Raw genomic sequence first — 23653 nt, 5'->3', positions numbered from 1 at the left:
CTAAAACGATAGCGTGAACAAATTGGGGAATGATATATGAAAGGTCTGAAAGGCAAAGTTGCAATCGTGACAGGAGGAGGCCGAGGTATTGGCAAAGCCACTTGCAAAACCTTAGTGGAGTACGGAGTCAACGTTGCGATTGCTGAAATCAATGATGAAACGGGGCAGCAGGTGGAATCAGACTTGCGTGCTCAAGGTGGCGATGTGTGTTTTATCAAAACAGATATTGCTCAAGAAGAAAGCATCGCAGCGATGGTAGCTCGCACGGTTGAGCAATTTGGTCGAGTTGATATTCTCATCAACAATGCAGTCTTATTTGTCCCTCAGGGCATAGAAGCCACTGCCGCCGAATGGGAAACAGCACTTCGCGTTAATGTGATTGGCTATGCCTTGTGTATCAAACACTGCGTTGCCAAGATGAAGGCCGTTGGGAAAGGCGCGATCGTCAATGTATCGTCTAATTTGGCATTTGTTGCACAGCCCGATTGTCTTCTCTACAGCACGGCCAAAAGTGCATTGACCTGTATGACAAAATCTATGGCAATGGAGCTTGCACCATTTCATATCCGGGTCAATGCCGTATGTCCAGGAACAACCTGGACCGAGCTATGCGAGAAGTACTACTGGGAAACGATGGGTCTCACGCGTGAAACCGCCGACCAACATCCTCAAATTGGCGGTGCACAGCTACTCAAACGAGTTGCCGAACCAATTGAAATTGCCGAAGCGATCGCCTTTCTTGCATCTGATTCAGCTAGTTTCATTACGGCAGAAAATTTAATGGTAGATGGAGGATATACAGCACTATGAAAATTTGTGTTCTACAACCGGATTGGACACACTCGACAGACTCTTTTGCAGGACAGCGGCTTGTAGACATAACCCAGTGGCTGCCAAACGCCGAGGTTGATACAGTGACCTTGGACAAAGCCACCATTTATCGCCAACTCCAGCACCTCAAAAAGCAGGAGTACGATATTTTTGTCAATTTGTGTCGTGGCTTTCAGGCTTGGGATGTGGCAGCTTATGTTGATGTGACTCGTGCCTTAGAAGACCTGAATTTGCCCTATACAGGCCCAGCGCGATCGCTGTATGATGCGCCTAAACCCTTGATGAAAACGATCGCCTTTTTTGCTGGAGTAGAAACACCTGGCTTTGTTGTTGCAGAAACGCTCGATGAAGCAGCCTCAGCAGCAAATGAACTCATGTGGCCCTTGTTTGTTAAGCCACTATCAATGGCTGATGGATTGGGAATTCATGCGCGATCGCACATCGCCACTCATACAGAATTGATGGATCAAACTAGCGCTCTCATTCAGCAATTTAATACCGCATTCATTGAAGAATTTATTGATGGGCGAGAGTTTACTGTCTTAGTTGTCGGCAACCCGGTTGATAGCTGTAATCCTGTCATTTACCCGCCTGTTGAAGCAATTTTTTCGTCCAACCCATCGTTTAAGCAGATAGAAACACAAACGCATTACACTGCTTGCAAAGATGGTGAACTGAACGGCCAGCTGCAAGATGCTGCAAAGCGTTTGTTTGTAGAAATGAACCAGGGCGGATATGCCTGTTTTGATTTTCGGCTGAATGCGGAAGGTGAACTCATGTTGATTGATATCAACGCACCCTGTGCTGTCTTTTGCACCGATATGGAATCGCCAGCAGACATGATCTTGCACATGGATAGTGCCGGACACGCTGGATTTTTACGGCAAATCATTGCAGATGGCATGCACCGTCACCGCGATCGCCAAAAGAAATATCAAATGAAAAAGAGCCCGATTGCAACCTATGGCATCTTTGCAACTCAGGCATTTCGGGCTGGCGATGTGGTTGTGAAACGAGAAGCCACACTGCAAAATATTGCCACGCTATCTCATGTGCGATCGCACTGGACAACCACCCAAAAAGAAGCCTTCTTGCGGTATACCTATTTACTCAAAGAAAATGTGCTGGTATTGCGCGATCCCAATCCCAACGAATGGCTGGTTCAAAACCATTCCTGCGATCCGAATACAGCCTATTGTGGGTTTGATTTAGTGGCCACTCGCGACATTACCCAGGGCGAAGAGCTAACAGTTGATTTTGCAACATTTCGCGATCAAAATCGGCTGGAATTTGACTGTTTGTGTGGTGCGCCCAACTGTCGAGGAGCTGTTCGCCTTGTTCCTTGCGATGAAGCACCCATACCGCCAGTCAACCTTTCGAGCACACTCCTCACGGTTTGATAAAATGCCTTTCCGCTCCATCATGATGTTTTGTGACACGATGATGGGAACAAGATTGTGATCGCAATTCAATTTCAATCACCAAACGAATGAACTCAAGGAATCATGAATTATGGAATCAACTTTGCAGCATCCCATGGAATTAAATGAAGTAGCCCGCCTGAACACTGCTGTGGATAAACTCTCCCATCGTTTACTCAGTACGATTGGGCAGCAAGTTCATGATCACTTAACTCATTATTTAACGTTGCCACACCAACTCAATCAGCTCAATGCTGGACTCATGCTCAGTGGCCAATTAGATATCAACGATCTCAAAGCGAGTTCGCAGCACTTTTGGAGACAGGCCAAGATTTTTGAGAACTTTAGCTATATCGGAGCAGCGATCGTCAGTGGCAAAGAAGCCGGAGCCGGAATTTGGGTCACTGGCGTCGATCTTTCGGTGTATGAAAATCCTGGGGGAAAAGGGTACGACTACGCCGCCGATGACCAGGGGAATGCTACCCATCTCATTCAAAGCTATGATTACGACCCGTTTGGCGAGCCTTGGCGCAAAAAAATTATGGCTGAAGGCAAACCCGCCTGGACCCCCGTTTACACCACCGAAATTGCCACCGATGTCGTTGACGGTGGACAGGAGCTAGAGCAAGACCAGTTCTCAAACGTTGGATACGAGTACTACGTTTGCCTGAATGCAGAATATCCCTTGGTCAACCGCGACGGTACGCTGCTGGGCTTCACTGTGGTGGATCTCCTCGTTACCGACATTGGCAAATTCCTGGCTAATTTGCCGATTAGCGCCGCAGGACAAGTCTTTGTTATGGAGCGGGATGGCATGTTGGTCGCTAGTTCTAGCGCTTATCCCATGCTGTACAAGCTGGATGGCACCGCCACACGCTACAGCGTGTTCAACACGCCCGACCCCGTCGTGAAGGCTGTTGGCACCGCTCTCACGCAAAAGTTCCAGGATTTTCACACCATTCAAACCACCCAGCAGTTTGATTTCTCGCAGGAAAGCGGCGATCGCCAATTTGTCCACATTGCTCCCTGGCAGGATGAATATGGTCTGGATTGGTTAGTGGTTGTTACGCTGCCAGAATCCGACTTCGTGTAATTCCAATTCAGCAGTCTTCTATAGCGATACAACGCAGCTGAACAGCCAGGGTTCTCCAATAAAAACCATCATCATAGACCTGCTGCATGAATCATTGCGCGGCGATGCCGCGCAATGATTCATGCTTTAAAAAGCAATTCGTGCAGGAGATCTAATATCAATTCTCTATAGTCAGGTTACAGATCCTGTCGCCCGCGAATGAATTGCGGGCTACCCCAAGGAAGTCCACTCAAGTGGACTGCCCTCTACGGTCTTCTACCTCAATTGCATTGGCAGCAATGCTGGATGGCGCGATCGCTTCTGCGGTTACAGTATGTTGAGTAGATGCCTGTGCAGCCGTGCCGATGCGGGTGAGTCCACTTGAGTGGACTTCCTTGGGGTAGCCCGCAATTCATTCGCGGGGCGAGCGAAGGCTGAGACCAGCAGGTGCAGTCGTAGTCCTAACGGTTCCACGTCTGTAGCTTGAATTTGAGGAGTTGATATAAAGAGCCCATCCAGCACTCGCAGATCTGCTGACGAGATGAGTGCGAAATACTAACCAGAGAGGGTGCGATCGCCCTCTCTGGTTGGACCAACTGATAGAAAAATGATTCGAAATTGATGCCAATTCAACCACAAAGAACACAGAATCCTGAATCAAACCTGAATTAAAAAGTCAGCGGAGCTCAGTATCGGTTTAGTTATTAGCTGAGCAAACAACGCTCCTGCGCCTAATCCCGTTTTTGCACCATTTGCGTTGTAGAACAGATTGCCTGATCCCTGGCTGTACACAATCACCGCCGTATTCAGTTCTACATCAGCATCATTATCAACTTGGTCAAAGTCTGTGCATAGACTAAAGCCCTGTCCAATCGCACTTTGCAACATGCTAAAACTTTTCTGACTCAAAACCAATTTGTCGATTCCCGACACAAAATCTGTAATGGTATCTAAGCCAAAGTTTGTGACCGAAAATCCTAAATTAGACTGAAACAGGAAGCGATCGCTCCCACATCCTCCAGTTAGCGTATCGTTGCCTGCTCCACCCACCAACGTATCATCGCCACTATTGCCACTCAATCCATCATTGCCGCGTCCTCCAGACAAACTGTTGTTGGCAGTATTGCCCAGCACTTCATCCTGTCCATCTCCACCAAACACATGCTCAATTACGGTATTGGGACCCATTGACAAGCTTTTGCCTGCGATCGTGCTAGTTGCACCAGGCAGCAAATCAATGATTAGATTAGAAGTTACCGCCGCTGCATTCAGAGTATCTGTTCCAGCACCATCGACCAGGGTCGCACTTGCCGGATTATCTGCCACCAACGCAAATTCATCGGTATAGATGTACACATCATCTTCCGTCAGTTCACTACCGTAGAGCGTTAGCTTCCAGTTATTGAGAATGCCCACATCAAACCCTTGGGAATCGGTCACGGATAGCGTCCATGTTCCAACCCCCGTTTCTCCCCAAAAGTGGGTCGAAGACAGCGTGAACTTGATGTCATTACCCGATAGCCCAAAAGAATCATATCCGTATTCATCTTTGCCAGGATTCTTGACCAACACACTCTGGGTGCCCGAAGGCGCAGTCAACGTAATGGTGAGATCGCCAATCCACGTGTGCGACAAATCCAGCGCCACTTCTACCTGCTCAATCTGTAAGCCATTGGCGAGTTGAATACTATCGCTCACGGTTCCCAAGTCAGGCACCGGCACCGCCGGAGCACTGGTTGCACTGACCGATTGTTCATTCGCAGCGGTGCTTTGTAGCGTCCAGGTTTCGGCTAGTCGCACAGCTGCATGGGCATTGACCAAGCCAAACCCATAATCATGGCTGACATGTAGCCCACCGCCATTCCAGTTTTGCGCACCATTCCAGTTCCAACCGATGCTGGTCGCATCGTTTTGAACAGCGGTGTACGCCAAAATAGTCTGCACATCGCGATAGCCCAGATTGGGGTTGGCTTCCAGCATAAGCGCCACAACGCCCGTCACCATGGGGGCTGCTGCGGAGGTTCCCCCAAAGTCGGTGGTGTAGTTGGTTGTGCTGTAGCCATCTTTGCCCACGCGATCGGTAGACACAATGCCATCATCTAGCAAATCGCCACCCAAGGCAGAAACAAGAATACTGGCTCCCGGTGTGCTGTAGTACGTGTGCTTTCCAAAGTGATTGAGCGCAGCAACACTAATGACAAAACGGGAATTGTTGAGATTGTGATAGTTGGTGTTGTCGCCCCACTCGCGGGCATTGCCAGCCGCAAACACCACAATTGTGCCCTTGCCATCACGCCCCTGCTGCACGGCATTGGTTAAAGCGGTTTGGTAGGGCTGGTACAGCGCCTCACTAAAATCATCTGCAAATGGCGCATTGTAGCCCCAGCTGTTGTTGACCACATCAAAACTGGCCATTTGCATCAGGGCATCGGCACTATGCTGCTCAAAGGTGACATAGTCTTCAAAATTGATGCGAATGCCCGCCAGGGTTGCACCAGGAGCCACCCCAACGCCTCCCTCACTGTTGTTGAGTTCGGCACCAATAATGCCAGCGATCGCCGTTCCATGGGAATCGAAATCGCTGGTGGGGGCAGCATCTCCATCTTGCTCGTAAGCATCATACTGGTCGTCGGCACTATAGTTATCATCCAAGTCAGGATGGGTATAGTCGACCCCATCATCCAAAATACCGACCAGCACACCTGCGCCAGTGTAGTCCTGCCACACCGAAGTAACGTTGAGATCTATTCCGGAAGTACCGCCGGTTTGTCCTGTGTTGAGGAGATACCACTGTTGGTCAAATAGCGGATCGGTCGGTAAAGAACTTGCCATATTTTTAAGACGTGAATAGGGTAAAAAAATGGAACAGCCAAACAAATTGAGGTGTGAATTGAGGTGTGAATACTGTTCAGTTCGGAAGTGGTTTATGATGCATCATGAGAAATGATTTGAAAGCATGCAGCTACTAGCCGCAGATTCTCATTGCGGTTCATGTTGACTTAGAAGAGTCAGGTTGATTGCCAAAAATGAGACAGCAGATCGATAGAAGTCGGCTGAGTTTCCTCTTTCTTTTCTTGTTCCATTCATCAACAGAGTAGAGCCAACTCTGGCAATCAAAGCTGATGCAGTTCACCAATGCATTGACTGAGTTAATAAATCTCTGCAACCTAGCTCTGACAAGCTTTTCTACATGAGAACAAGCAGATTTTCAGGTTGTTCCAGGTGTAGATGAAGCATGCTCTAGAGTTTCTAACGATGCAATGCGTAAAAAAATTCAGCTACCTATGTTTTCAGGAAAATCTATAGTAATTCTCAAGAGTTTTTTGGTGGTGGACTAGTACCCTTGGGGGTAATTTATGGCGATCGCTTTTCCACCAACCGAACTTGTTTATTTCACTGGTATAGCCTGCCAGTTGAGCCAACTCAGAATTCACCTTTGTTATTGAAATAGAGCAAACACATGAGTTGGATATGCAGGAAATCTCCTGCACGAATAGCGCTTTGAAGCATGAATCGTTAAAGCATGAATTGTTAAAGCGAAAATCATGGTGGCTCTTGAAAGAACCATCCCGCAGGCACATCTAGCCATGCCCAAGTTGGGTGGCCATCAAGTTGATAGCAATAAAAGCGTCTACAAGCATTGCCCATAGACGCTTCTTCAACATTCGAGCGCGATCGCCTATGGTTGAATCGCCGCTGCAGGCCCAACCAAGGAAAAGTAGGGATTGCCAAAATATTGTTGGGCCGTTTCTTGAACCATTTCAGCCGTTACAACCGCGATCGCATCTTGAAACGCTTGATCAAAATCGAGGCCCATGCCCAAAATTTCGTACCAGCCTTGAACCTGTGCCAGTTGAGCATTAGTTTGCTTGCCCAACGCATACTGACCGAGAAACTTATTTTTGGCCGATTGCAATTCATCATCGGTCAACCGAGTGGTGGTGAGCCGATCCACCTCACGCTTTAGACCATCCAGCGCGATCGCCGCATTGCCAGGTGCGGTGCCCATGTAGGCCACAAACTGTGACGTATCCATCCGCGTAGGATAAAACGTCGAAACTTCATAGGCCAAGCCTAGTTTTTCTCGCAACTCCACAAATAGCCGACTCGATAATCCGCTTCCCAAATACGTATTGATGAGTTTGAGTGTGGCGTAGTCTTGGCTATGGAGCGGAGCTGCTAAATAGCCCAACATAACAATGGCCTGCTGAGTATCTTGAGCAGTGGCAACTCGCTGAGGTGCAGGCAACACCGATGGAATATCCAATACAGGCAGCGACACCGAACCATTCTCATCCTGTGGTACTGGCCAGTCTCCAAAGGTTTCTTCCACCAGGGCGATCGCCGCTTCGGGAGTTATGCGTCCCGCCAAGCTGATCACCATATTGTCCGGCCGAAAGTAAGTGCCATGAAATTGCAGCAAATCGTCTCGGGTCAACCGGGCCACCGTTTCCTCAGTGCCAAGCGACGTGCGCCCATAGGGATGACTGCCGTACATTGCACGACGCAGCTGCTGTTGCGCGATGGAAAATGGCTGCTCTTGGGTTGAGCGAATTCCTTGTAGGGTCAACCGTCGCTCTAGCTCAACCTCCGATTCAGGAAAAGAGGGCGATCGCAACAGTTCTGCCGCCAATCCCAAAATATTGGGGAAATCTTGCGACACCGTTTTCAGGCTCATCAGGCAGTAATCGGTTGCTGAGTCAGCTCCTAGGCTGGCCCCCATCGACTCTACCCACTCCGCAATTTCTAGCGACGATAAGCGCTGTGTTCCTTTTGTAATTAGCGACATCAGCAGGTGCGAAAGGCCCGCCTGGTCAGATGTTTCGTATCGGCCCCCCGTTCGCACAAAGATGCGCGAGGCAATAATATCAGCCGTATTGTTTTCGAGAACGAGCACCACCATACCATTGGGCAATACCGTGCGATGGATGTGGCGGCTTGGCGAAAGACGAGGCGCACTCAGCATACAAACGTTCAACCTGAAACTCTAAAACCTAGCAATGAAACTCAAAATCCGAACAGACACGCGAATTTCAAACCCTGGATACCACCCTAGCGAGAACTCGCCTTGGCAGCACGCGGCGCACGCCACTAACCGCCATCATACGCCGGACGCAAAATAGTGACTGCGTAGTGGTACGGCGAAAGATACTGACTGGCAAGATGCTGCAACTCCTCTGCTTGAATGCTTTGGATCTGCAACGGGTAAATGGTCGAAACGTTGGGCGTGGCAATGGTGCTGTAGTACCCGTATAGCCCCGCTAACTGGCTCGATGTTTCGCTCGAAAACGCGTAGTCGTTGCACAGCATTCGCTTTACCCGACTTAGCTCCACTTCGCTGACTGGACGGCTGGTTAATAGCGAAAGGCGATCGCCAATCAACGCCTCGACCTGATCCAAATGTTGGGGCTCTAGCCATGCCGTAATGGTAAACAAGCTAGAGTCGCGCTGAAGCGAAAAACTGCTGCCAATATCCTGCACCAACTGCCGTTCTTCGCGCAGTTCGCGCACCAACCGCGACGACCGACTGCCCGCCAACAGCACCGACAGCAAATCTAGCCCATAGGCACTCCGCAGTTGATCCACCCCAGGGCCAATCCAAGCCATCATCAGTCGAGCCAGTTCCAAGCGGGGCAGTTCAATTTCTTGCCGACGAATGCCCACGATAGGTGGTTCGGCCTCGACCGTAACCTGGGGATACACCAACGGCGGGTTAAACGAGCCAAACGCCGCATTGACCTGATCGAGCGATCGCTCCCGCTCAATATCCCCCACTACTACCACCGTCATATTGTGCGGCTGGTACAAAGCTCGATGAAAACAGCGCATCTCGTTGGGCACCAGCGGCAGCAAATTGCTGGGCTCACCCAACACCGAGCGTCCATAGGGATGATTTTGGTACACCAACTGTGACAATGCCTTGAAGCCCAACCAATCGGGATCATCTTCTGACTGACGAATTTCTTCGAGCACCACATCTCGCTCGCGATCGAACTCATCATCTGGGATCGCGGCATTAATTAATAGATCGGCCAGACAGGGGAGCGTTTTGGGAAGACAACTGTCGGTGGTGCTAATGAAAAAGTGCGCGTAGTCATGGCTGGTGGCAGCATTGGTCACCCCGCCATGGTGCTCAATCACCTGATCAAATGATCCAGGCGGCAAGCTATCCGTTCCCTTAAAAATCATATGTTCCAAGAAGTGCGCCATCCCGGCCCAAGGAGTTGGCTCGGCGATCGCACCTGCCCGCACCCACACATCCACCGTGATCACCGGAGTTGGCGTTTGCTGATGGATCACAGTCAGCCCATTGTCGAGCGTACACACGTAACCTGGGAACTGAGAAATGGTCGGCACCGTAGATGAAGAGATAGGTGGATTCAAAGGCTTGGAACGAAAATTGAAGAATTTTATTATCCTAACGCTTTCTGTCAGGACTGACGCAGTTGAATGATTTTTAGAGCGCTAAGCGCTCTAAAAATCATTCAACTCCCTGGTTTTTCGGATGACGTGCATAAGTCCTATCTGTAATGAAGTAGGAATTTTTCGGTTTTTGGGCATACTCAGAGCTGATGTCACCGTGTGAGCCCCGCATCTTCCCCATGATGAATCCCGAACTTTTAGAAAGAATCCGTCAGCAGTTTGACTATGCTCCCTTCCCCTCTACTCCGTTAGAAGATTCGCCCCGAAATGATCGCGGCAATCTGTTTAACTACAGCCTGGTTACCCCTTACTACTTGCACCATCGCCAGGTCGTCGATACGCGCGATCGGTCGATTCTTGATGTGGGATGCGGCACGGGAATGAGCACCCTCAAGCTGGCAGAGGCCAACCCTGGTGCCCAAATTTTGGGCATTGATATTTCGGAAGAGTCTGTAAACTTGGCCCGCAAGCGCCTGCAATATCACGGTAGCGAGGCAGAGGTCGCCGTTTACAACTTATATGATCTGCCATCCCTCAACCAGCAGTTTGACTACATTAACTGCGACGAAGTCTTATATTTATTGCCCGATCCGGCGACAGCTTTGCAAATTATGGGATCCGTGCTGAAGGCCGATGGCATTTTGCACGCCAACTTTCACGATCGCTACCAGCAACGCTACATCACCAATGCCCAAACCCTGTTTGGCATGCTGGAGCTATTGGACGAGAACCCACAAGACTTTGAGATCGATATTGTCGTGGAGACCATGCGATCGCTCCGAGACACCTCTGTCATGAAACGATTTGGCTGGTCACCCAGTTACGAAGATCAACGCGAAGACATTTTGCACCGTTACCTTACCGTCCACGACCAGGGCATTAATATTCCTGAAATGTTCAGCCTGCTTAAACAAGCCGGGCTCCACTTTACCCGCATGGTCAACGGGCGGCAATGGCAACTCATCGATCTCTTCCAAGATCCTGACCACTTACCCGACTATTGGCAAGAGAACCTGGACAAGCTCTCGGTTGAGCAACAGCTCTACTTCTTTGAGCTACTCATGCCCATCCATCGCCTCCTCGACATGTGGTGCAGTCCTGCAGCATCTGCCTCCTCAACCTCCATTAATTGGGACACCGCAACTATTCACCTACATCCCCAATTGCAGGATGAGACCGTCTTACAAGCTATTCAACAAAGCTGTGCAACTCAAAAATCGGTCAACCTGAGCCCATTTTTTGAAACCCAACCTAGCGAGGCGATCGCGATTGATAGCCAGCTTGCCGCAACTCTACTGCCCTTGTGGGAAGGTCCTCAGTCCTTCCACACGCTGTCCCAGCGTTACAGCACCCTCAACCCGCTAGATCCCATCACCCTAGCGCCCGTCACCCCAGCAGACATTGCTGAGCCGCTGCAGCAGCAGCTATCTCGCCTCGAAGCATTACCGCTGATCCTGGCAGAATCTGGAACATAGATACGCGACCTCACCCCTTCTTCTGACTAAGCCTAAAGCTGTTGTCCGTTTCCGCATCCATGCTTAAAGCAACATCGACAGCTCCAATACACCTGTTCACCCTTGATTAGCCCCAATTCACGGCACTGAAGGACATCGCCCATGTATTCCACAGACGATCTCGAAAAAATTCGCCAGCAGTTCAATGTTCTTCCTTACCCCAACATTCCTTTAGATAAATCTCCCAAAGAGGATTACGAATCCTTATTCATTCACAACGTCGTTACCCCGCACTATTTGCACTTCCGAAAAGTTCCCGATCCCCAAAACATGCTGATTTTGGATGCTGGGTGCGGCTCAGGGTACAAATCTTTGATTCTGGCGGAGGCCAATCCGGGAGCGACCATTGTTGGGGTTGATTTATCCGAAGAGTCTGTCAAGCTTGCAAAAGTTCGGCTGGATTACTACGGGTTCAACGATGCCCAGTTTCATGCCATGCCCATTGAAGAGGTGTCATCGCTGGGGCTTCAGTTTGACTACATTAATTGCGATGAAGTGCTGTACTTGGTTCCGAATCCGCCGCTCGTGCTGGAATCATTGCGCGCGGTGCTCAAGCCTCACGGTATTTTGCGAACGAATCTCCACAGTGCGGCCCAACGGGGTGCCTACTACCGCGCACAAGAGCTATTTCGCATGATGGGGCTGATGGACCATGCCCCCGATGATGCAGAAATTAAGGTTGCAACCCAAACCATGCAGGCCCTGAAACCGGAGGTGATTGCTCGGATGCAGTCCTGGCAAGATCGGTTTGCGACGCCAGATGGCAAAAGCGACATTCTCGCCAATCTGCTGCTATTGGGAGATAAGGGGTTTACGGTTCCTCAAGCGGTCGAGTTGCTTGATGCTGCTGGGCTGGAGTTTGTCCGTATGGTGGCTTGGCGGCGCTGGGAAGTGGCCGATTTGTTTGAACAGCCGGATGATTTGCCTGATTTTTGGGCTTTGGTGTTGGGGCAGGCATCGCCATTACAGCGGGCCATGATTTTGGAGCTGATGCATCCGGTCAATCGTTTGATCGATTTTTGGTGCGTGGGCCAGGAGGCGATCGCTCTGGCGGGTACTCCTGTGGATGACTGGAGCGAGGAGCAGTGGTCTCGGGCAATGGTGCATTTGCATCCCCAGATCAAAACTGAAAAAGCAAAGCAGGGATTGATTGAGGCTGTGCGCGCTAAACGGGATTTTGAAATATCGAGCTATATTCCACTGCCAGCGTTTGGGCCGGTGTATTTGGATGGGGCGATCGCTGCTGCGTTGCTGCCCTTATGGGATGGCCCCCAGTCGATTCATACCCTGGCTGAGCGGTATCGGGTTCTGCATCCTGTGAACCCCATCACCTTAGAAGCGCTCACGTCCGAAGAGGCGTTCGCGGTAGTCCAGGACACTCTCAACCGCTTGGATGCGTTCCTATATGTTTTGTTGGAAACCGAAGAGTGATTTCTAGCGCCTGCTCAGCCCTGGCATCCACGATGCAGCACGTCTTGTGATCTTATCGGCATCAGCGATAACCCATGAGCGATAGCAATAGACCTCCTGCATGAATCGCTGTACGGCGCTGCTGTACAGCGATTCATGCTTTAAAGCCATTTGCGCACGAGTTCTAATAGCCTGTGGCATGGGGGATACTCCGTCAACAGGCTAATGTTTTCTCACCTATGGGGCAAAATCAGGAAGATTTTCAGCGGATTTGGGGCGATCGCTGCCAAAAAAATCTTTTTTTTGAAATGGGGTGATATGAAACTCTGAAAAAGAGGGCAAGTTATATCCAGGAGTTAGCAAAACACCATCTAACCCGCAACTCAAGGAGATACACCCCATGAAAACTGATCTCAAAGCCAAGTTTCTGATGCAGCTGTCCAAGCGTAAGGGCAACGAAGGTTTCACCCTGATTGAACTGCTGGTGGTTATCATCATCATCGGTATTCTGTCTGCGATCGCTCTACCTTCCTTCCTTAACCAGGCCAACAAAGCTCGTCAATCCGAAGCTTCTACCTATGTTGGTACGATGAACCGTGGTCAGCAAGCCTACTTCCTGGAGAAGGGAGTATTTGGTAACCTCAACAACTTGGAATTGGGTATCAAAGATACCGACAACTACAAGTATGCCTCCGCTGCAAAAGGTATTGAAGCAATTTCGACTGGTACTCCTGTTAAGAACCCCATCGTGTTGAAGGGTTATGCAGGTCGGGTTTACCTCGGTGTTGGTACTGACGGTAACAAGACGACTCTTGCGCTGCTGTGCGAGAGCGTAAAAGCTGGCGCTCCCGTTGTTCCTCCCGTTTCCGGCGCAGTGAAGTGCCCATAATTGTCTAAACGGTTGTACCGTCTTATTCGTGACAATACAAAAAGCGGTGTTCTGGAATCAGAACACCGCTTTTTTATTAGCAATGGTCAGTCGAGCGATCGCCCATCCTTCCTTGCATCAACTCGTGCCGCGATCGCCATGTCGATGAAGACAGCCATAGCAGGGAAGACCTCAGGAACTCACCTGCGATCGCAAACCGGGAATCGGGCGCATACCCGATTCCCGGTTTCATTTGAGCGATTTCATTTGGGCAATGATTTACCCGGAAAAGTTCGTTGGAAATCGGTCAAAAATTAATAATTCAAACCTGAGTTTTGGATAAGCTGAAGTGCCCATTTTTGCGTGCGCGTTGCGCACGCAAAAATGGGCTTTTCTGAGGTTTGCGCAACGCGCAAACCTCAGAAAAGCCCTTAACCGAAACTGACGTTAATTCAAGTACTAGTGGGCGGTAGGTACAGCTAAATCAGCCTGCTCGGCAGAGCTTGCTTTGGGCTTGGGCTGCCAACGTTTGAGCTGAGTTACGACAAGGGCTGTGACCAGGGTGCCAACGGCGATCGCCACAATATATAACCCACCGTTGCCAACCGCATTGGGAATGGCCAGCACAAAGATGCCACCGTGGGGTGCCCGCAGCGTGCAGCCAAACAGCATGGAGAGGGCACCTGCGATCGCCGAGCCAATAATGCAGGATGGCAGCACCCGCAGCGGATCCTTCGCGGCAAAGGGAATGGCCCCTTCGGTGATGAAGGAAATGCCCAAGACCGCCGCAACTTTGCCCGCCTGCCGTTCTTCTTCAACAAACTGGCGCTTGGAGAGCAACGTTGCCAATGCCAAGCCCAGGGGTGGAGTCATGCCAGCCGCCATAACAGCGGCCATTGGAGCTGTAATGTCGCTGGCAAGCAAGCCCACGGCAAAGGTATAGGCGGCTTTGTTGACGGGGCCACCCATATCCACCGCCATCATGCCGCCCACAATCAAGCCCAAAATGACCGCGTTGGTTTGCCCCATGTTTTGCAAGAAGGCGGTGAGCCCATCCAGAATGGCCTTGACGGGAACGCCAAATACATAAATCAGCAGCAGACCCACAATCAGAGTAGACAGCAGCGGAATAATTAACACAGGCTTTAAGCCTTCAAAGTTGACCGGCAGGTTGATTTTTTCTCGCAAAAATAAGGCAACGTATCCAGCCAAAAAGCCGGAGAGAATCCCACCGAGGAAGCCCATGCCCAAATTGGCCGCTAGCAAACCACCCACCAAGCCTGGAGCCAAACCCGGGCGATCGGCAATCGAGAAGGCGATGAAACCGGACAAAACCGGCACAATGAGTGAAAAAGCGGTGGTGCCGCCAATTTGCATAAGGGCATGGCCAAAGGTGCCTTCGGGCGGATTGAGGCCAAAGGCAAAGGACAGCGCAATAATGAGACCGCCCGCAACCACAATCGGCAGCATGTAGGATACGCCCGTGAGCAGGTGCTTGTAGGGGCCAGAGCGCTTGGCAGATTGCTCTGCTTTGGCACGCTGCACAGATGCAAGGTAGTCGGCGCGATCGCCCCCTTCTCCACCAGCCATCACCGGATCGGGAGACTCCAGCGCAGCCTGAATGGCCGAGGCTCCATCTTTGAGAGCGTGTTTGGTGGAAGTTTGATACAACCGCTTGCCTGCAAAGCGCGAAATATCGACATGGGTATCGGCAGCAATCACCACGGCATCGGCCTGGGCAATGTCTTCGGGCGTGAGCTGGTTTTTGGCCCCAACGGAACCTTGAGTCTCAACTTTTATATTGTGGCCGAGCTGGGCTGCGCCTTTGCGGAGGGCTTCTGCGGCCATAAAGGTGTGGGCAATCCCCGTTGGACAGGAGGTAATGCCAACCAAGTTTTTGGGAACCGCTGGAGCCGACACAACCGGATCTGGCGGAGTTGGGGTCGCCGCTTCGCTGACGGGATTCGTGACAGACGCTCTCACTTCGTCGGCTTCGGCGATCGCCTCTTGAATGACCGCTTGGGTATCGCGAATGGCGCGGCTGGTAGACACGGCATACACAGGCTTGTCATCAAATCGATCGGGCGATACATAAATATCGGCCGCGACAATCACCAAGTCAGCCTGAGCGATCGCCGCATCAGAAAGAGGCTGCTTTACCCCTTCTGCGCCTTGCATTTCTACCTGGAGGTCGTGCCCCATCACCTGGGCAGTTTTTTTAAGGGCTTCGGCAGCCATCACCGTATGGGCAATTCCGGTGGGGCAGGCTGTCACCGCCACAATTCGTTTGGTTGTCATCGCCTATTTCCTTATCGGTTTACATCAGGATTTAAGTAAGTTGCATTGATAGAAGTTTGAACGTTGAAACTTGAATCTCTACAGCGGTTTGAGGGTGACCATTTTGGCAAAATCTTCTATCGTGGCGACCGAGGGTAATCGAGGCCCGAGTTGGGTGAGCGCCCCCATCGAAAAGCCGGTCGCCAATTGAGCGCGATCGCTCAACGACTGGCCATGCAAGATTCCGGTAATAAGCCCCGAAACTATGGCATCGCCCGCCCCAACAGTACTCACAATCTCGACATGGGGCGGAATGGCCCACACCGCTTCGTCTGCTTCAACAAAGATTGCGCCCTTTGGCCCCATCGAGACCGTCACGCAGGTAATTCCTTGCTGCACTAGTTCCCGAGCGGCGCTCACCACCTCCATTTCGTTGGTGAGCGTGGTGCCTAGCAATTCTTCCAACTCTTCTAAGTTGGGCTTAATGGCATAGGGAGATGCGGCGATCGCATGCTTAAAGCTGGGGCCGCTGGCATCAAGCACCACCGTTTTGTTTTGCGCTTTTAACCGCAGGGTAATTTCGTAGTAAATATCTTCGGGAACCCCAACGGGCAGGCTTCCCCCCAGCACAAACCAGTCATGGGCGATCGCCAGTTCATCTATCACCCGATGGAGCATCGCCAATTCGTCTGGCACCGGAGTTTGGCCCGGAAAGTTAATATCGGTCACCTGCTCTAGCGCTTCGTCAATGATTTTGAAATTGATGCGGGTTTGGCCCGGAATCAGCACAAAGCGATCGGCAATGCCCTTGAGAGCAAACAACGTGCGAAACAGCTTGGCATTTTCATTGCCCAAAAAACCCGTTGCCGACACACCAAAGCCAAAATCACTGAGAAACGAAGCCACGTTGACACCCTTACCACCCGGATCAAGCTGGCTCCAGTCCACCCGATTCACCTCGCCAACCCGAAAATGGGGAATGGCAGCCGTTTCATCAATGGCTGGATTCAGGGTCACCGTGGCAATGCGGGGATTTGCCATAGGAAAACTCCTTGTACATAAAAGAATCGAAGCACCAACACGAAAAAATCAAAACCACACCAGAGCGGAACTCGCTCCGAGGCTAGCTTCTGCGACCCAACAGGTTGATGCCTAACGGAGCGATCGCACCTCTTGGGCACTGCGACACTTCAGCGCCCGCTGAGCCAGGTCTTGGGTTGCCACCTTCGACAGGCTCCGCAGCTTCGCCTTGACCGCCGCCACACTGGGAATGCTGACGCTGAGTTCGCTTACGCCCAATCCCACCAAAATCGACGCTCCCAGCGGTTCACCCGCAATGCCGCCACACACACCCACCCACTTACCGTGACGCGTGGCCGCCTCCGTGGTGCGCTGAATCATGCGCAACACAGCCGGGTGCAAGCCATCGGCATGTTTTGCCAGCATGGGATGGCCGCGATCCATCGCCAGGGTGTACTGCGTCAGGTCGTTGGTTCCCACCGAGAAGAAGTCCACCAATTCGGCAAACTCATCCGCCATCATCACTGCCGACGGCACCTCAACCATCATGCCGTATTCCATATGGGGCGCTCCCATCTCCGTACGAATCGCCTCGGCTTGGCGACGGGCCGCAACAAAGTCATCCACCGTGGCAATCATGGGGAACATGATGCGGATAGGCCCCGTTTTTGCCGCCTGGAAGATGGCTCGCAACTGAGTTTCAAACAAGTCTTGCCGCTGGAAGCAAAGGCGAATACCGCGCACCCCCAAGAAGGGGTTATCTTCTTTGGGCAAATTGAGATAGGGAATGACCTTATCTCCCCCAATATCCAGGGTACGGACAATTAGCGGTAAGCCGTTGAGGGCGCGAGTCATTTCGGTGTAGGCCGCAACCTGCTCTGATTCACTGGGGGGCTGTGTGCGGCCTAGGAATAAGAATTCGGTACGCAGCAGACCTACCCCTTCTGCCCCTGCGTTGACGGCTTGCTCGGCTTCGGAGGCGGCTCCAATGTTGGCAACCACCTCGACCCGGTAGCCATCGGTCAGCATGGCGGGCTGATAGCAAGCCAGCTTTTCGGCCTCACGCTGGGCGTGAAGATCTTGCTGAGCCGAGGTCGCTGTTGCCACATCGGCCTCGGTGGGATGGGGGTATAGGTTGCCCGACTCTCCATCTAGAATGCATTGGGTGTCGTCTGCCAGACCTAATACCGCTGGCCCAGCCCCCACCACCGCTGGGATATCGAGCGATCGCGCAATAATGGCCGAGTGCGAAATTGCGCCTCCATAGGCCGTACACAGACCCACCGTTAACGTTGGATCGAGCTTGGCCGTATCCGATGGGGTCAAGTCCTCTGCCACCAAAATCACCGGATAGTCCGGCATTTTGGGATCTTCTTCCACCTTTTCGGCCAGCAGACGCAGCACCCGCTGTCCCACATCGCGCAAATCTGCCGCTCGCGCCGCCAACAGCACATCTGGCAACTGCTCCAAGGCTTCGGCCCGTTGGTCACATACATGTCGCCAGGCCCACGCGGCACTGCGCTCCTGCTTTAACAGAGCGATCGCCTCTTGGAATAAGTCTGGATCTTCCAGAAACTCCTGATGCGCCTGAAAAATAGCCGCTTTGGCGGCACCCGCCTTAGCCTTCACCTCTTCGTACAAATCCTGAAGCTGGGCTTTGGCCGTTGCCAGGGCTTTGCGCAGCCGCGACTCCTCCGCGACGGGACTGAGGGCTGTGGCGGCAAACACGATCTTGCCGCGCTTGAGCTGCCACACCGGGGCGATCGCCAGCCCCGGCGAGGCGGCAATTCCAGGAATGGGCTCTGCCTCAAACTGAAGTGTGCGGCCCAGGGCAGCAGGCGTTGGGGTGTCTTCCTCTTCTTCTAAACCAGCGGCGATCGCATCAGCAATAGTTCTAACGGCAGCTTCTTCATCCACCCCCTGAGCCATGACCCGCACCGTTTGCCCCTGCTCCACCCCCAGCTTCAGCAGAGAAATCAAGCTTTTAGCGCTGGCAATTCGATGACCGTACCGCAGCCGAATTTCCGCATCAAAGCCCTTGGCCAAGCTCACCAATGCAGTCGCCGGACGTGCATGCAGCCCCGCCAGATCAACAATCGCCACATCGACAAATCGGGCAAAGTCCGGCTCGGCAGGTTCTTCAGATGCGTCGGGCGATCGCGCATGGGTCAACCGCGCAATGATGTCTTGCGGATTGGTCGTTGTGGCTAACTGCTGAACCGCCGCCTCATCGCTCAATAGATGGGTCAAATTCGACAAAATTTCGATATGCTCATCCGACTTTGCCGCAATGCCAATCACCAATTGCACCGTTTCGCCAGAGTTCCATTCCACCCCTTTGGGCACTTGCAAAACAGCAATTCCAGTTTGTGAAATTAAGTCTCGATCTTTCGGCAACCCATGGGGAATTGCAATGCCATTCCCTAAGTAGGTATTGGCAACGTCTTCTCGCCCCATCATGCTGTCGATATAACCCGATTGCATATTTCCCGAAGCCACCAACAAGCTTCCTACTTGTTGAATGGCATCGGCTTTGCTAGCAACCGTTGCACCCAACCGAACCCTTTCTGGAGCGAGGGTTTGGGCGATCGCATTTTGCCCATTCGAATCAGGCTCGATATTATTTTCTTTGAGGTCTAAATTAAGCATTTCTTAAATGTTTCAACCGTTACGATTAAGGGTCGATTTGCTCTCAGCTTAACGGTTGGCAAAAGCTCAAAAACTTGCTTGTTCATAATTCGACAAATCCCTGAGTTACAAATGAAGATAAAGCTCCAAATCCCTCTGTTAGATCTGCCTAAAGCAAGGGGAAATTGAAACAATTTGAATTAGAAATTTGTGGTTTGTAATATTTGATAGAGATTGCTTTACTTCAATTGCGCTATCTCAATTTAGGAGTTGTCCGATTTGCGGGCAGCGCGAGGTCGCGTGAGGATGCCTTGATACGGACTAAACAGCAGCGCTAAAAAGAACAACGCAAATGTGACCAGGGCGATCGCTGGGCCAGAGGGCACATCTCGGTAGTAGCTAATGTACATGCCGCTGAGAGACGCAACGACCCCCAATCCAGCGCCCAAAATCATCATCCAGTGCAGTTGCTTGACGAGCAGATAGGCCGTAATGGCTGGCCCCACCAGCAGCGAAATCACCAGCACCACGCCCACCGTTTGCATGCCCACAATAATGGCCAGGGTAATTGCCGCCATCATGCTGTAGTGAATCAGGTTGACGGGCAAACCTGCGGCTTCGGCTCCAGCCCGGTCAAAGGTGTAAAACAGCAGCTCTTTGTAAAAAAGGCGCACCACGACCAGCAGTAGCACGGTAATCACACCCGCTTGCCACACATCCGCTGTCGATACGCTCAAGATATCTCCAAACAAAATTTCTTCCAGGTTGAGCCGTGTATCTAGCAGGGTGAACAGCAAAATGCCTAGCGAAAAGAAGGAGGAAAAGGCCAACGCCATCGCTGCATCCACCTTGACCCGCGTTTGGCTGCGAATCCAGGCAATGAGCGCCGTGCTGAGCATGCCCGAAATGAAGGAGCCCACGAGAATTCCCGCTTGCAAAAAGTTGGCGATCGCCAATCCCGGCAATACCGCATGGGCAATCACATCCCCCAACAACGCCATGCGCTGCACAATCAAAAAACTACCCACAACAGGACACAAAATGCCGACCAATACCCCAACGGCGATCGCATTTTGCATGAATTGGTAGGACAGCGGATCGAGGAGCCAGTCGAGCATTTAGAGGGGAGTAGGGAGGAGGGAAGGGGAAGGAGGGAAGGGGCTAGGATTTAGGATTTAGGGATTGGGGATAAGGCAGAGGGAGGAGAGGGGAGGGTGGACGGGGCCTGCCGTGTGAATTCGCCAATTGAACGTAGGGTGCTGTTAGCAGTAGCGTAACGCACCGAATGAATTCGCTAATTATCGCAGCGCCATTACGCTTCAGCAGAAGAAGGGAACTTCGGTGCGATGGCTGTGAGTGGAAAGGTTTTCGCCGTAGGCGCGCTGGATGTTGTCGAGGGTCATGACGGCTTGGGGGTCGCCATCGGCGAGGAGGCGTTGGTTCAGCAGCAGCAGGCGATCGTAGCGGTGCAGGGCTTGGCCCCATTCGTGACTGCACACAAGAACGGTTTTGGCTTGGGCTTTGAGTTCGGCAAATAGATCGAGAATCACGCCTTCCGTTTTTTTATCGACCGCATTGAACGGTTCGTCAAACAAAAATAGGTCGGCCTGTTGGGCGATCGCCCGTGCTAGAAATACCCGCTGCTGCTGCCCACCAGACAGTTCTCCAATTTGGCGATCGCGCAAATGCCAAATGCCCACGCGCTCCATCGCCTCCTTGACCATGTGGCGCGATCGCGCCGTGTAGGAACGAAACCAGCCCGTTTGTGCCGTGTGGGCCATCATCACCACGTTCCACGCCGTGACCGGATAATCCCAATCAATTTGCGATCGCTGCGGCACATAAGCTACCCGCCGTCGCTGCTGCACCAGCGGCTTTTCCTCAAACAAAATCCTGCCAGCTTGAGGTCGCACCAATCCCAGCAGTGCCTTAATTAGCGTGCTTTTACCCGCACCATTTGGGCCAATCAACCCTACCAATTCTCCGGCACCCACCGCGAGGCAAATATCCTCTAGCGCCTCGACTCCCCGGTAATTGACAGATAGGTGTTGAACCTTTAGCATAGCAACCTGAAAGAAAAATGATAACCGTTCTCAAATTCGCTCCACTCACGAGTATATCAGAGGTTTCTTGTATGCATTCATCCGTATCGCCTCAGCGGTTTTGGCACATGGCGGCGCTGGCCTTGGTGCTTGGGCTTGCGTCCTGCAATTCTGCCGAACAGGCCCAGGCTCCCACCCTCAACGAGGCATCCTCTCCTAGCCCTGCAGCAAGCAGTAATGCTCCAAAAGTCGTTGCCACTTCGGTACTGTTGTGCGACTTGGCCCGCCAAATTGGAGCCGATGCAATCGATCTCACCTGTTTGATGCAGCCCGGCACCGATCCTCACGTTTACCAACCCGCCCCATCGGATCGGCGAGCGCTAGAAGAAGCCCAACTTGTGCTGTACACCGGATTTGAGTACGAAACGAGCCTAGAGCGCATGATTGAGGCAACCGAAACCCCCGCCCCCAAAGTTGCCGTGGCCGAAGCAGCCGTTCCTGCTCCCTTGATGGGAACAGCCCATGAACATGGACACGAGCATAGCGATGAGCATGCCGATGAGCACGGACACGAGCATGGCGATGAGCACACCCATGAGCACGGACACGAAGATGGCCACGCCAACGAAACCACAGCGCTTACAGCCGACCCCCACGTTTGGCACGACCCCAACAACGGTGCCCGCATGGCCGAACTGGTAGGAGAGCAGATCGCCGCCCTCGTCCCCGATCAAGCATCATCCGTTCAAGAAAAAGCTGGAGCGATCGCCACCGAACTTACCCAACTCGACGGTTGGATCAAACAGCAAATTGCCACAGTACCCGCCTCGGCCCGCAAGTTAGTCACACCCCACGACTCGTTTCGATATTTTGCTGCCGCCTACCAGCTAGAAGTCGCCGGAACCATTGAGGGACTAAGCACCAATGCCCGGCCCTCTGCAGCCCGCATGGCCGAACTGGTCGAACTGGTCAAAGTCGCCAGCGTTCCTGCCGTTTTTGCCGAACAAACCACCAACAAACAGTTGATCGAGACCTTAGCCAACAATGCCAACGTTGCGATCGCCAATCGCCCCTTGTTTGTCGAAGGCCCCGGCACCGCTGACTCAGAAGCCCCAACCTATCAGCAAATGTTTGTGAGCAACACTTGCACCATCGTGAATGCGTTGGGCGGTACCTGCGACGAAAATTCGGCTCCGGTTGGCTCTTAGCTTGAGTGCAGGCTGTCAAAATCCTGGGCCTGGTTCAGCCCCGTGCATTGAGGCTGACAGCCTCAATGCTGGTAGCGTTGGGAATGGTAGACAGAAAAGCGATCGCCCAATCGGATCTATTCGGTCTATGGTCGATATCGGATCTATGTCGATGCGCCCGTCTAAGTGCAGAATGGATCTAGTTAAGGCGCAGATATATCACCAACATCCTTGGGTGTTTGATGCGTGCCATGCCAGCACGGTACCCATCAAACACGCCCCAATCCCTTCCCACCAAAAACCGTAAGGAGCGTTTTCACATGTCTAGCCAAGTTGAACAAGTCACCGGACGCGGCATTCCCCTCATTGGTAACGATATCGACACCGATCGCATCATTCCCGCCCGCTTCCTTAAGTGCGTCACCTTCGATGGCTTGGGCGAACACGCCTTCGAAGACGATCGCGCCCAGCTACAAGGCCAGCATTCCTTCGACCAACCCCAGTACCAGGGAGCCGAAATCCTCGTCGTCAACCGTAACTTTGGCTGCGGCTCCTCCCGCGAACACGCCCCCCAAGCAATTTCCAAATGGGGCATCAAAGCCCTCGTCGGCGAAAGCTTCGCCGAAATCTTCTTCGGCAACTGCGTCGCCATGGGCATTCCCTGCGTTACCGCCAGCAGCGACGACGTAAAAGCCCTACAAGATGCGATCGCCACCAACCCCATCGCTCCCCTCACCGTTGACCTACAAGCCATGACCGCCACCTGCGGCACCCTCTCCATCCCCGTGCACATGGGCGACGGTCCCCGGCAAATGTTCGTCTCCGGCAGTTGGGATGCCACCGGCCAACTCGTCGCCCAGGGCGATCGCATCCAAACCACCGCCACCCGCCTCCCCTACATCGCTTGGGCCACTGCACAGTAACGCTATCCCAAAACCAGCTCACCTGCTCGTGGCTCGC

The 23653-nt window shown here is 52.3% G+C and carries 17 protein-coding genes; 9 read left to right on the top strand and 8 right to left on the bottom strand.

Annotated features, from left to right (window positions below):
- The first annotated feature begins 36 nt into the window (after positions 1–36).
- From ACQ4M4_RS19930 to ACQ4M4_RS19920, 3 genes are all read left to right on the top strand, one after another.
- Positions 37–810, top strand: a complete 774-nt coding sequence (locus ACQ4M4_RS19930) for an SDR family NAD(P)-dependent oxidoreductase (protein WP_430686208.1) — start codon at positions 37–39, stop codon at positions 808–810.
- The gene (locus ACQ4M4_RS19925) at positions 807–2231 is read left to right on the top strand and encodes an SET domain-containing protein-lysine N-methyltransferase (protein ID WP_430686207.1); all 1425 of its coding nucleotides are present in this window, start codon (positions 807–809) and stop codon (positions 2229–2231) included. Before ACQ4M4_RS19930 ends, ACQ4M4_RS19925 begins: the two co-directional genes overlap by 4 nt.
- Before the next feature lie 112 nt (positions 2232–2343).
- Positions 2344–3345: a PDC sensor domain-containing protein gene (locus ACQ4M4_RS19920; protein WP_430686206.1), complete on the top strand. Its 1002-nt coding sequence runs from the start codon at positions 2344–2346 to the stop codon at positions 3343–3345.
- Between the two features lie 636 nt (positions 3346–3981).
- On the opposite strand, the gene ACQ4M4_RS19915 is transcribed toward ACQ4M4_RS19920, so the two are convergent.
- The 3 genes from ACQ4M4_RS19915 to ACQ4M4_RS19905 form a co-directional block, all read right to left on the bottom strand.
- The gene (locus tag ACQ4M4_RS19915; RefSeq protein ID WP_430686205.1) at positions 3982–6156 is read right to left on the bottom strand and encodes a S8 family serine peptidase; all 2175 of its coding nucleotides are present in this window, start codon (positions 6154–6156) and stop codon (positions 3982–3984) included.
- Positions 6157–7003: 847 nt separating this feature from the next.
- Positions 7004–8290 (bottom strand): M16 family metallopeptidase, encoded by a 1287-nt coding sequence (locus tag ACQ4M4_RS19910; RefSeq protein ID WP_430686204.1) that lies wholly within the window; start codon positions 8288–8290, stop codon positions 7004–7006.
- Positions 8291–8415: 125 nt separating this feature from the next.
- On the bottom strand, positions 8416–9681 hold the full coding sequence (locus tag ACQ4M4_RS19905; RefSeq protein ID WP_430686203.1) for a M16 family metallopeptidase: 1266 nt from the start codon (positions 9679–9681) through the stop codon (positions 8416–8418).
- Positions 9682–9926: 245 nt separating this feature from the next.
- Between ACQ4M4_RS19905 and ACQ4M4_RS19900 the strand changes: the two genes are divergently transcribed.
- The 4 genes from ACQ4M4_RS19900 (at position 9927) to ACQ4M4_RS19885 (ending at position 13857) form a co-directional block, all read left to right on the top strand.
- Positions 9927–11222, top strand: coding sequence for a class I SAM-dependent methyltransferase (locus tag ACQ4M4_RS19900; protein ID WP_430686202.1), 1296 nt, complete (start codon positions 9927–9929; stop codon positions 11220–11222).
- Positions 11223–11363: 141 nt separating this feature from the next.
- Positions 11364–12692 carry a class I SAM-dependent methyltransferase gene (locus ACQ4M4_RS19895; protein ID WP_430686201.1) on the top strand — a complete coding sequence of 443 codons (1329 nt, stop codon included), beginning with the start codon at positions 11364–11366 and terminating at the stop codon, positions 12690–12692.
- A 379-nt stretch (positions 12693–13071) separates the two neighbouring features.
- Entirely contained in the window at positions 13072–13560 is a 489-nt protein-coding gene (locus ACQ4M4_RS19890) for a type IV pilin-like G/H family protein (RefSeq protein ID WP_430686200.1), read from the top strand.
- A complete protein-coding gene (locus tag ACQ4M4_RS19885; protein WP_430686199.1) occupies positions 13561–13857 on the top strand; it encodes a hypothetical protein in 297 nt (98 codons plus the stop codon). It begins immediately after the preceding gene.
- A 141-nt stretch (positions 13858–13998) separates the two neighbouring features.
- Here ACQ4M4_RS19885 and ACQ4M4_RS19880 read toward each other — a convergent pair whose 3' ends face one another.
- From ACQ4M4_RS19880 to ACQ4M4_RS19860, 5 genes are all read right to left on the bottom strand, one after another.
- Entirely contained in the window at positions 13999–15837 is a 1839-nt protein-coding gene (locus tag ACQ4M4_RS19880; protein ID WP_430686198.1) for a PTS fructose-like transporter subunit IIB, read from the bottom strand.
- 78 nt (positions 15838–15915) lie between these two features.
- Complete coding sequence (gene pfkB, locus ACQ4M4_RS19875; RefSeq protein ID WP_430686197.1) at positions 15916–16857, bottom strand: 1-phosphofructokinase; 942 nt, start codon at positions 16855–16857, stop codon at positions 15916–15918.
- Positions 16858–16968: 111 nt separating this feature from the next.
- On the bottom strand, positions 16969–19485 hold the full coding sequence (ptsP, locus tag ACQ4M4_RS19870) for a phosphoenolpyruvate--protein phosphotransferase (RefSeq protein WP_430686196.1): 2517 nt from the start codon (positions 19483–19485) through the stop codon (positions 16969–16971).
- Between the two features lie 242 nt (positions 19486–19727).
- Positions 19728–20582 carry a metal ABC transporter permease gene (locus ACQ4M4_RS19865; RefSeq protein ID WP_430686195.1) on the bottom strand — a complete coding sequence of 285 codons (855 nt, stop codon included), beginning with the start codon at positions 20580–20582 and terminating at the stop codon, positions 19728–19730.
- Between the two features lie 201 nt (positions 20583–20783).
- Entirely contained in the window at positions 20784–21527 is a 744-nt protein-coding gene (locus tag ACQ4M4_RS19860) for a metal ABC transporter ATP-binding protein (protein ID WP_430686194.1), read from the bottom strand.
- Between the two features lie 71 nt (positions 21528–21598).
- On the opposite strand from ACQ4M4_RS19860, the gene ACQ4M4_RS19855 reads away from it, so the two are divergent.
- Both ACQ4M4_RS19855 and leuD read left to right on the top strand, forming a co-directional pair.
- Positions 21599–22714 carry a metal ABC transporter substrate-binding protein gene (locus tag ACQ4M4_RS19855; RefSeq protein WP_430686193.1) on the top strand — a complete coding sequence of 372 codons (1116 nt, stop codon included), beginning with the start codon at positions 21599–21601 and terminating at the stop codon, positions 22712–22714.
- Between the two features lie 299 nt (positions 22715–23013).
- Positions 23014–23616 carry a 3-isopropylmalate dehydratase small subunit gene (gene leuD / locus ACQ4M4_RS19850; RefSeq protein ID WP_430686192.1) on the top strand — a complete coding sequence of 201 codons (603 nt, stop codon included), beginning with the start codon at positions 23014–23016 and terminating at the stop codon, positions 23614–23616.
- Positions 23617–23653 lie beyond the last annotated feature (37 nt).

This window comes from Leptolyngbya sp. AN02str, assembly GCF_050565595.1.
In the GTDB taxonomy this organism is placed as follows: Bacteria; Cyanobacteriota; Cyanobacteriia; order Elainellales; family Elainellaceae; genus Kaiparowitsia.
This window is presented reverse-complemented; position numbering and strand designations above follow the sequence as displayed.

Excerpts from the sequence above, each read along its gene's own strand:
- ACQ4M4_RS19930 (WP_430686208.1), top strand. The coding sequence starts at position 37 with ATGAAAGGTCTGAAAGGCAAAGTTGCAATCGTGACAGGAGGAGGCCGA.
- ACQ4M4_RS19925 (WP_430686207.1), top strand. The coding sequence starts at position 807 with ATGAAAATTTGTGTTCTACAACCGGATTGGACACACTCGACAGACTCT.
- ACQ4M4_RS19920 (WP_430686206.1), top strand. The coding sequence starts at position 2,344 with ATGGAATCAACTTTGCAGCATCCCATGGAATTAAATGAAGTAGCCCGC.
- ACQ4M4_RS19915 (WP_430686205.1), bottom strand. The coding sequence starts at position 6,156 with ATGGCAAGTTCTTTACCGACCGATCCGCTATTTGACCAACAGTGGTAT.
- ACQ4M4_RS19910 (WP_430686204.1), bottom strand. The coding sequence starts at position 8,290 with ATGCTGAGTGCGCCTCGTCTTTCGCCAAGCCGCCACATCCATCGCACG.
- ACQ4M4_RS19900 (WP_430686202.1), top strand. The coding sequence starts at position 9,927 with ATGATGAATCCCGAACTTTTAGAAAGAATCCGTCAGCAGTTTGACTAT.
- ACQ4M4_RS19895 (WP_430686201.1), top strand. The coding sequence starts at position 11,364 with ATGTATTCCACAGACGATCTCGAAAAAATTCGCCAGCAGTTCAATGTT.
- ACQ4M4_RS19890 (WP_430686200.1), top strand. The coding sequence starts at position 13,072 with ATGAAAACTGATCTCAAAGCCAAGTTTCTGATGCAGCTGTCCAAGCGT.
- ACQ4M4_RS19880 (WP_430686198.1), bottom strand. The coding sequence starts at position 15,837 with ATGACAACCAAACGAATTGTGGCGGTGACAGCCTGCCCCACCGGAATT.
- pfkB (WP_430686197.1), bottom strand. The coding sequence starts at position 16,857 with ATGGCAAATCCCCGCATTGCCACGGTGACCCTGAATCCAGCCATTGAT.
- ptsP (WP_430686196.1), bottom strand. The coding sequence starts at position 19,485 with ATGCTTAATTTAGACCTCAAAGAAAATAATATCGAGCCTGATTCGAAT.
- ACQ4M4_RS19865 (WP_430686195.1), bottom strand. The coding sequence starts at position 20,582 with ATGCTCGACTGGCTCCTCGATCCGCTGTCCTACCAATTCATGCAAAAT.
- ACQ4M4_RS19860 (WP_430686194.1), bottom strand. The coding sequence starts at position 21,527 with ATGCTAAAGGTTCAACACCTATCTGTCAATTACCGGGGAGTCGAGGCG.
- ACQ4M4_RS19855 (WP_430686193.1), top strand. The coding sequence starts at position 21,599 with ATGCATTCATCCGTATCGCCTCAGCGGTTTTGGCACATGGCGGCGCTG.
- leuD (WP_430686192.1), top strand. The coding sequence starts at position 23,014 with ATGTCTAGCCAAGTTGAACAAGTCACCGGACGCGGCATTCCCCTCATT.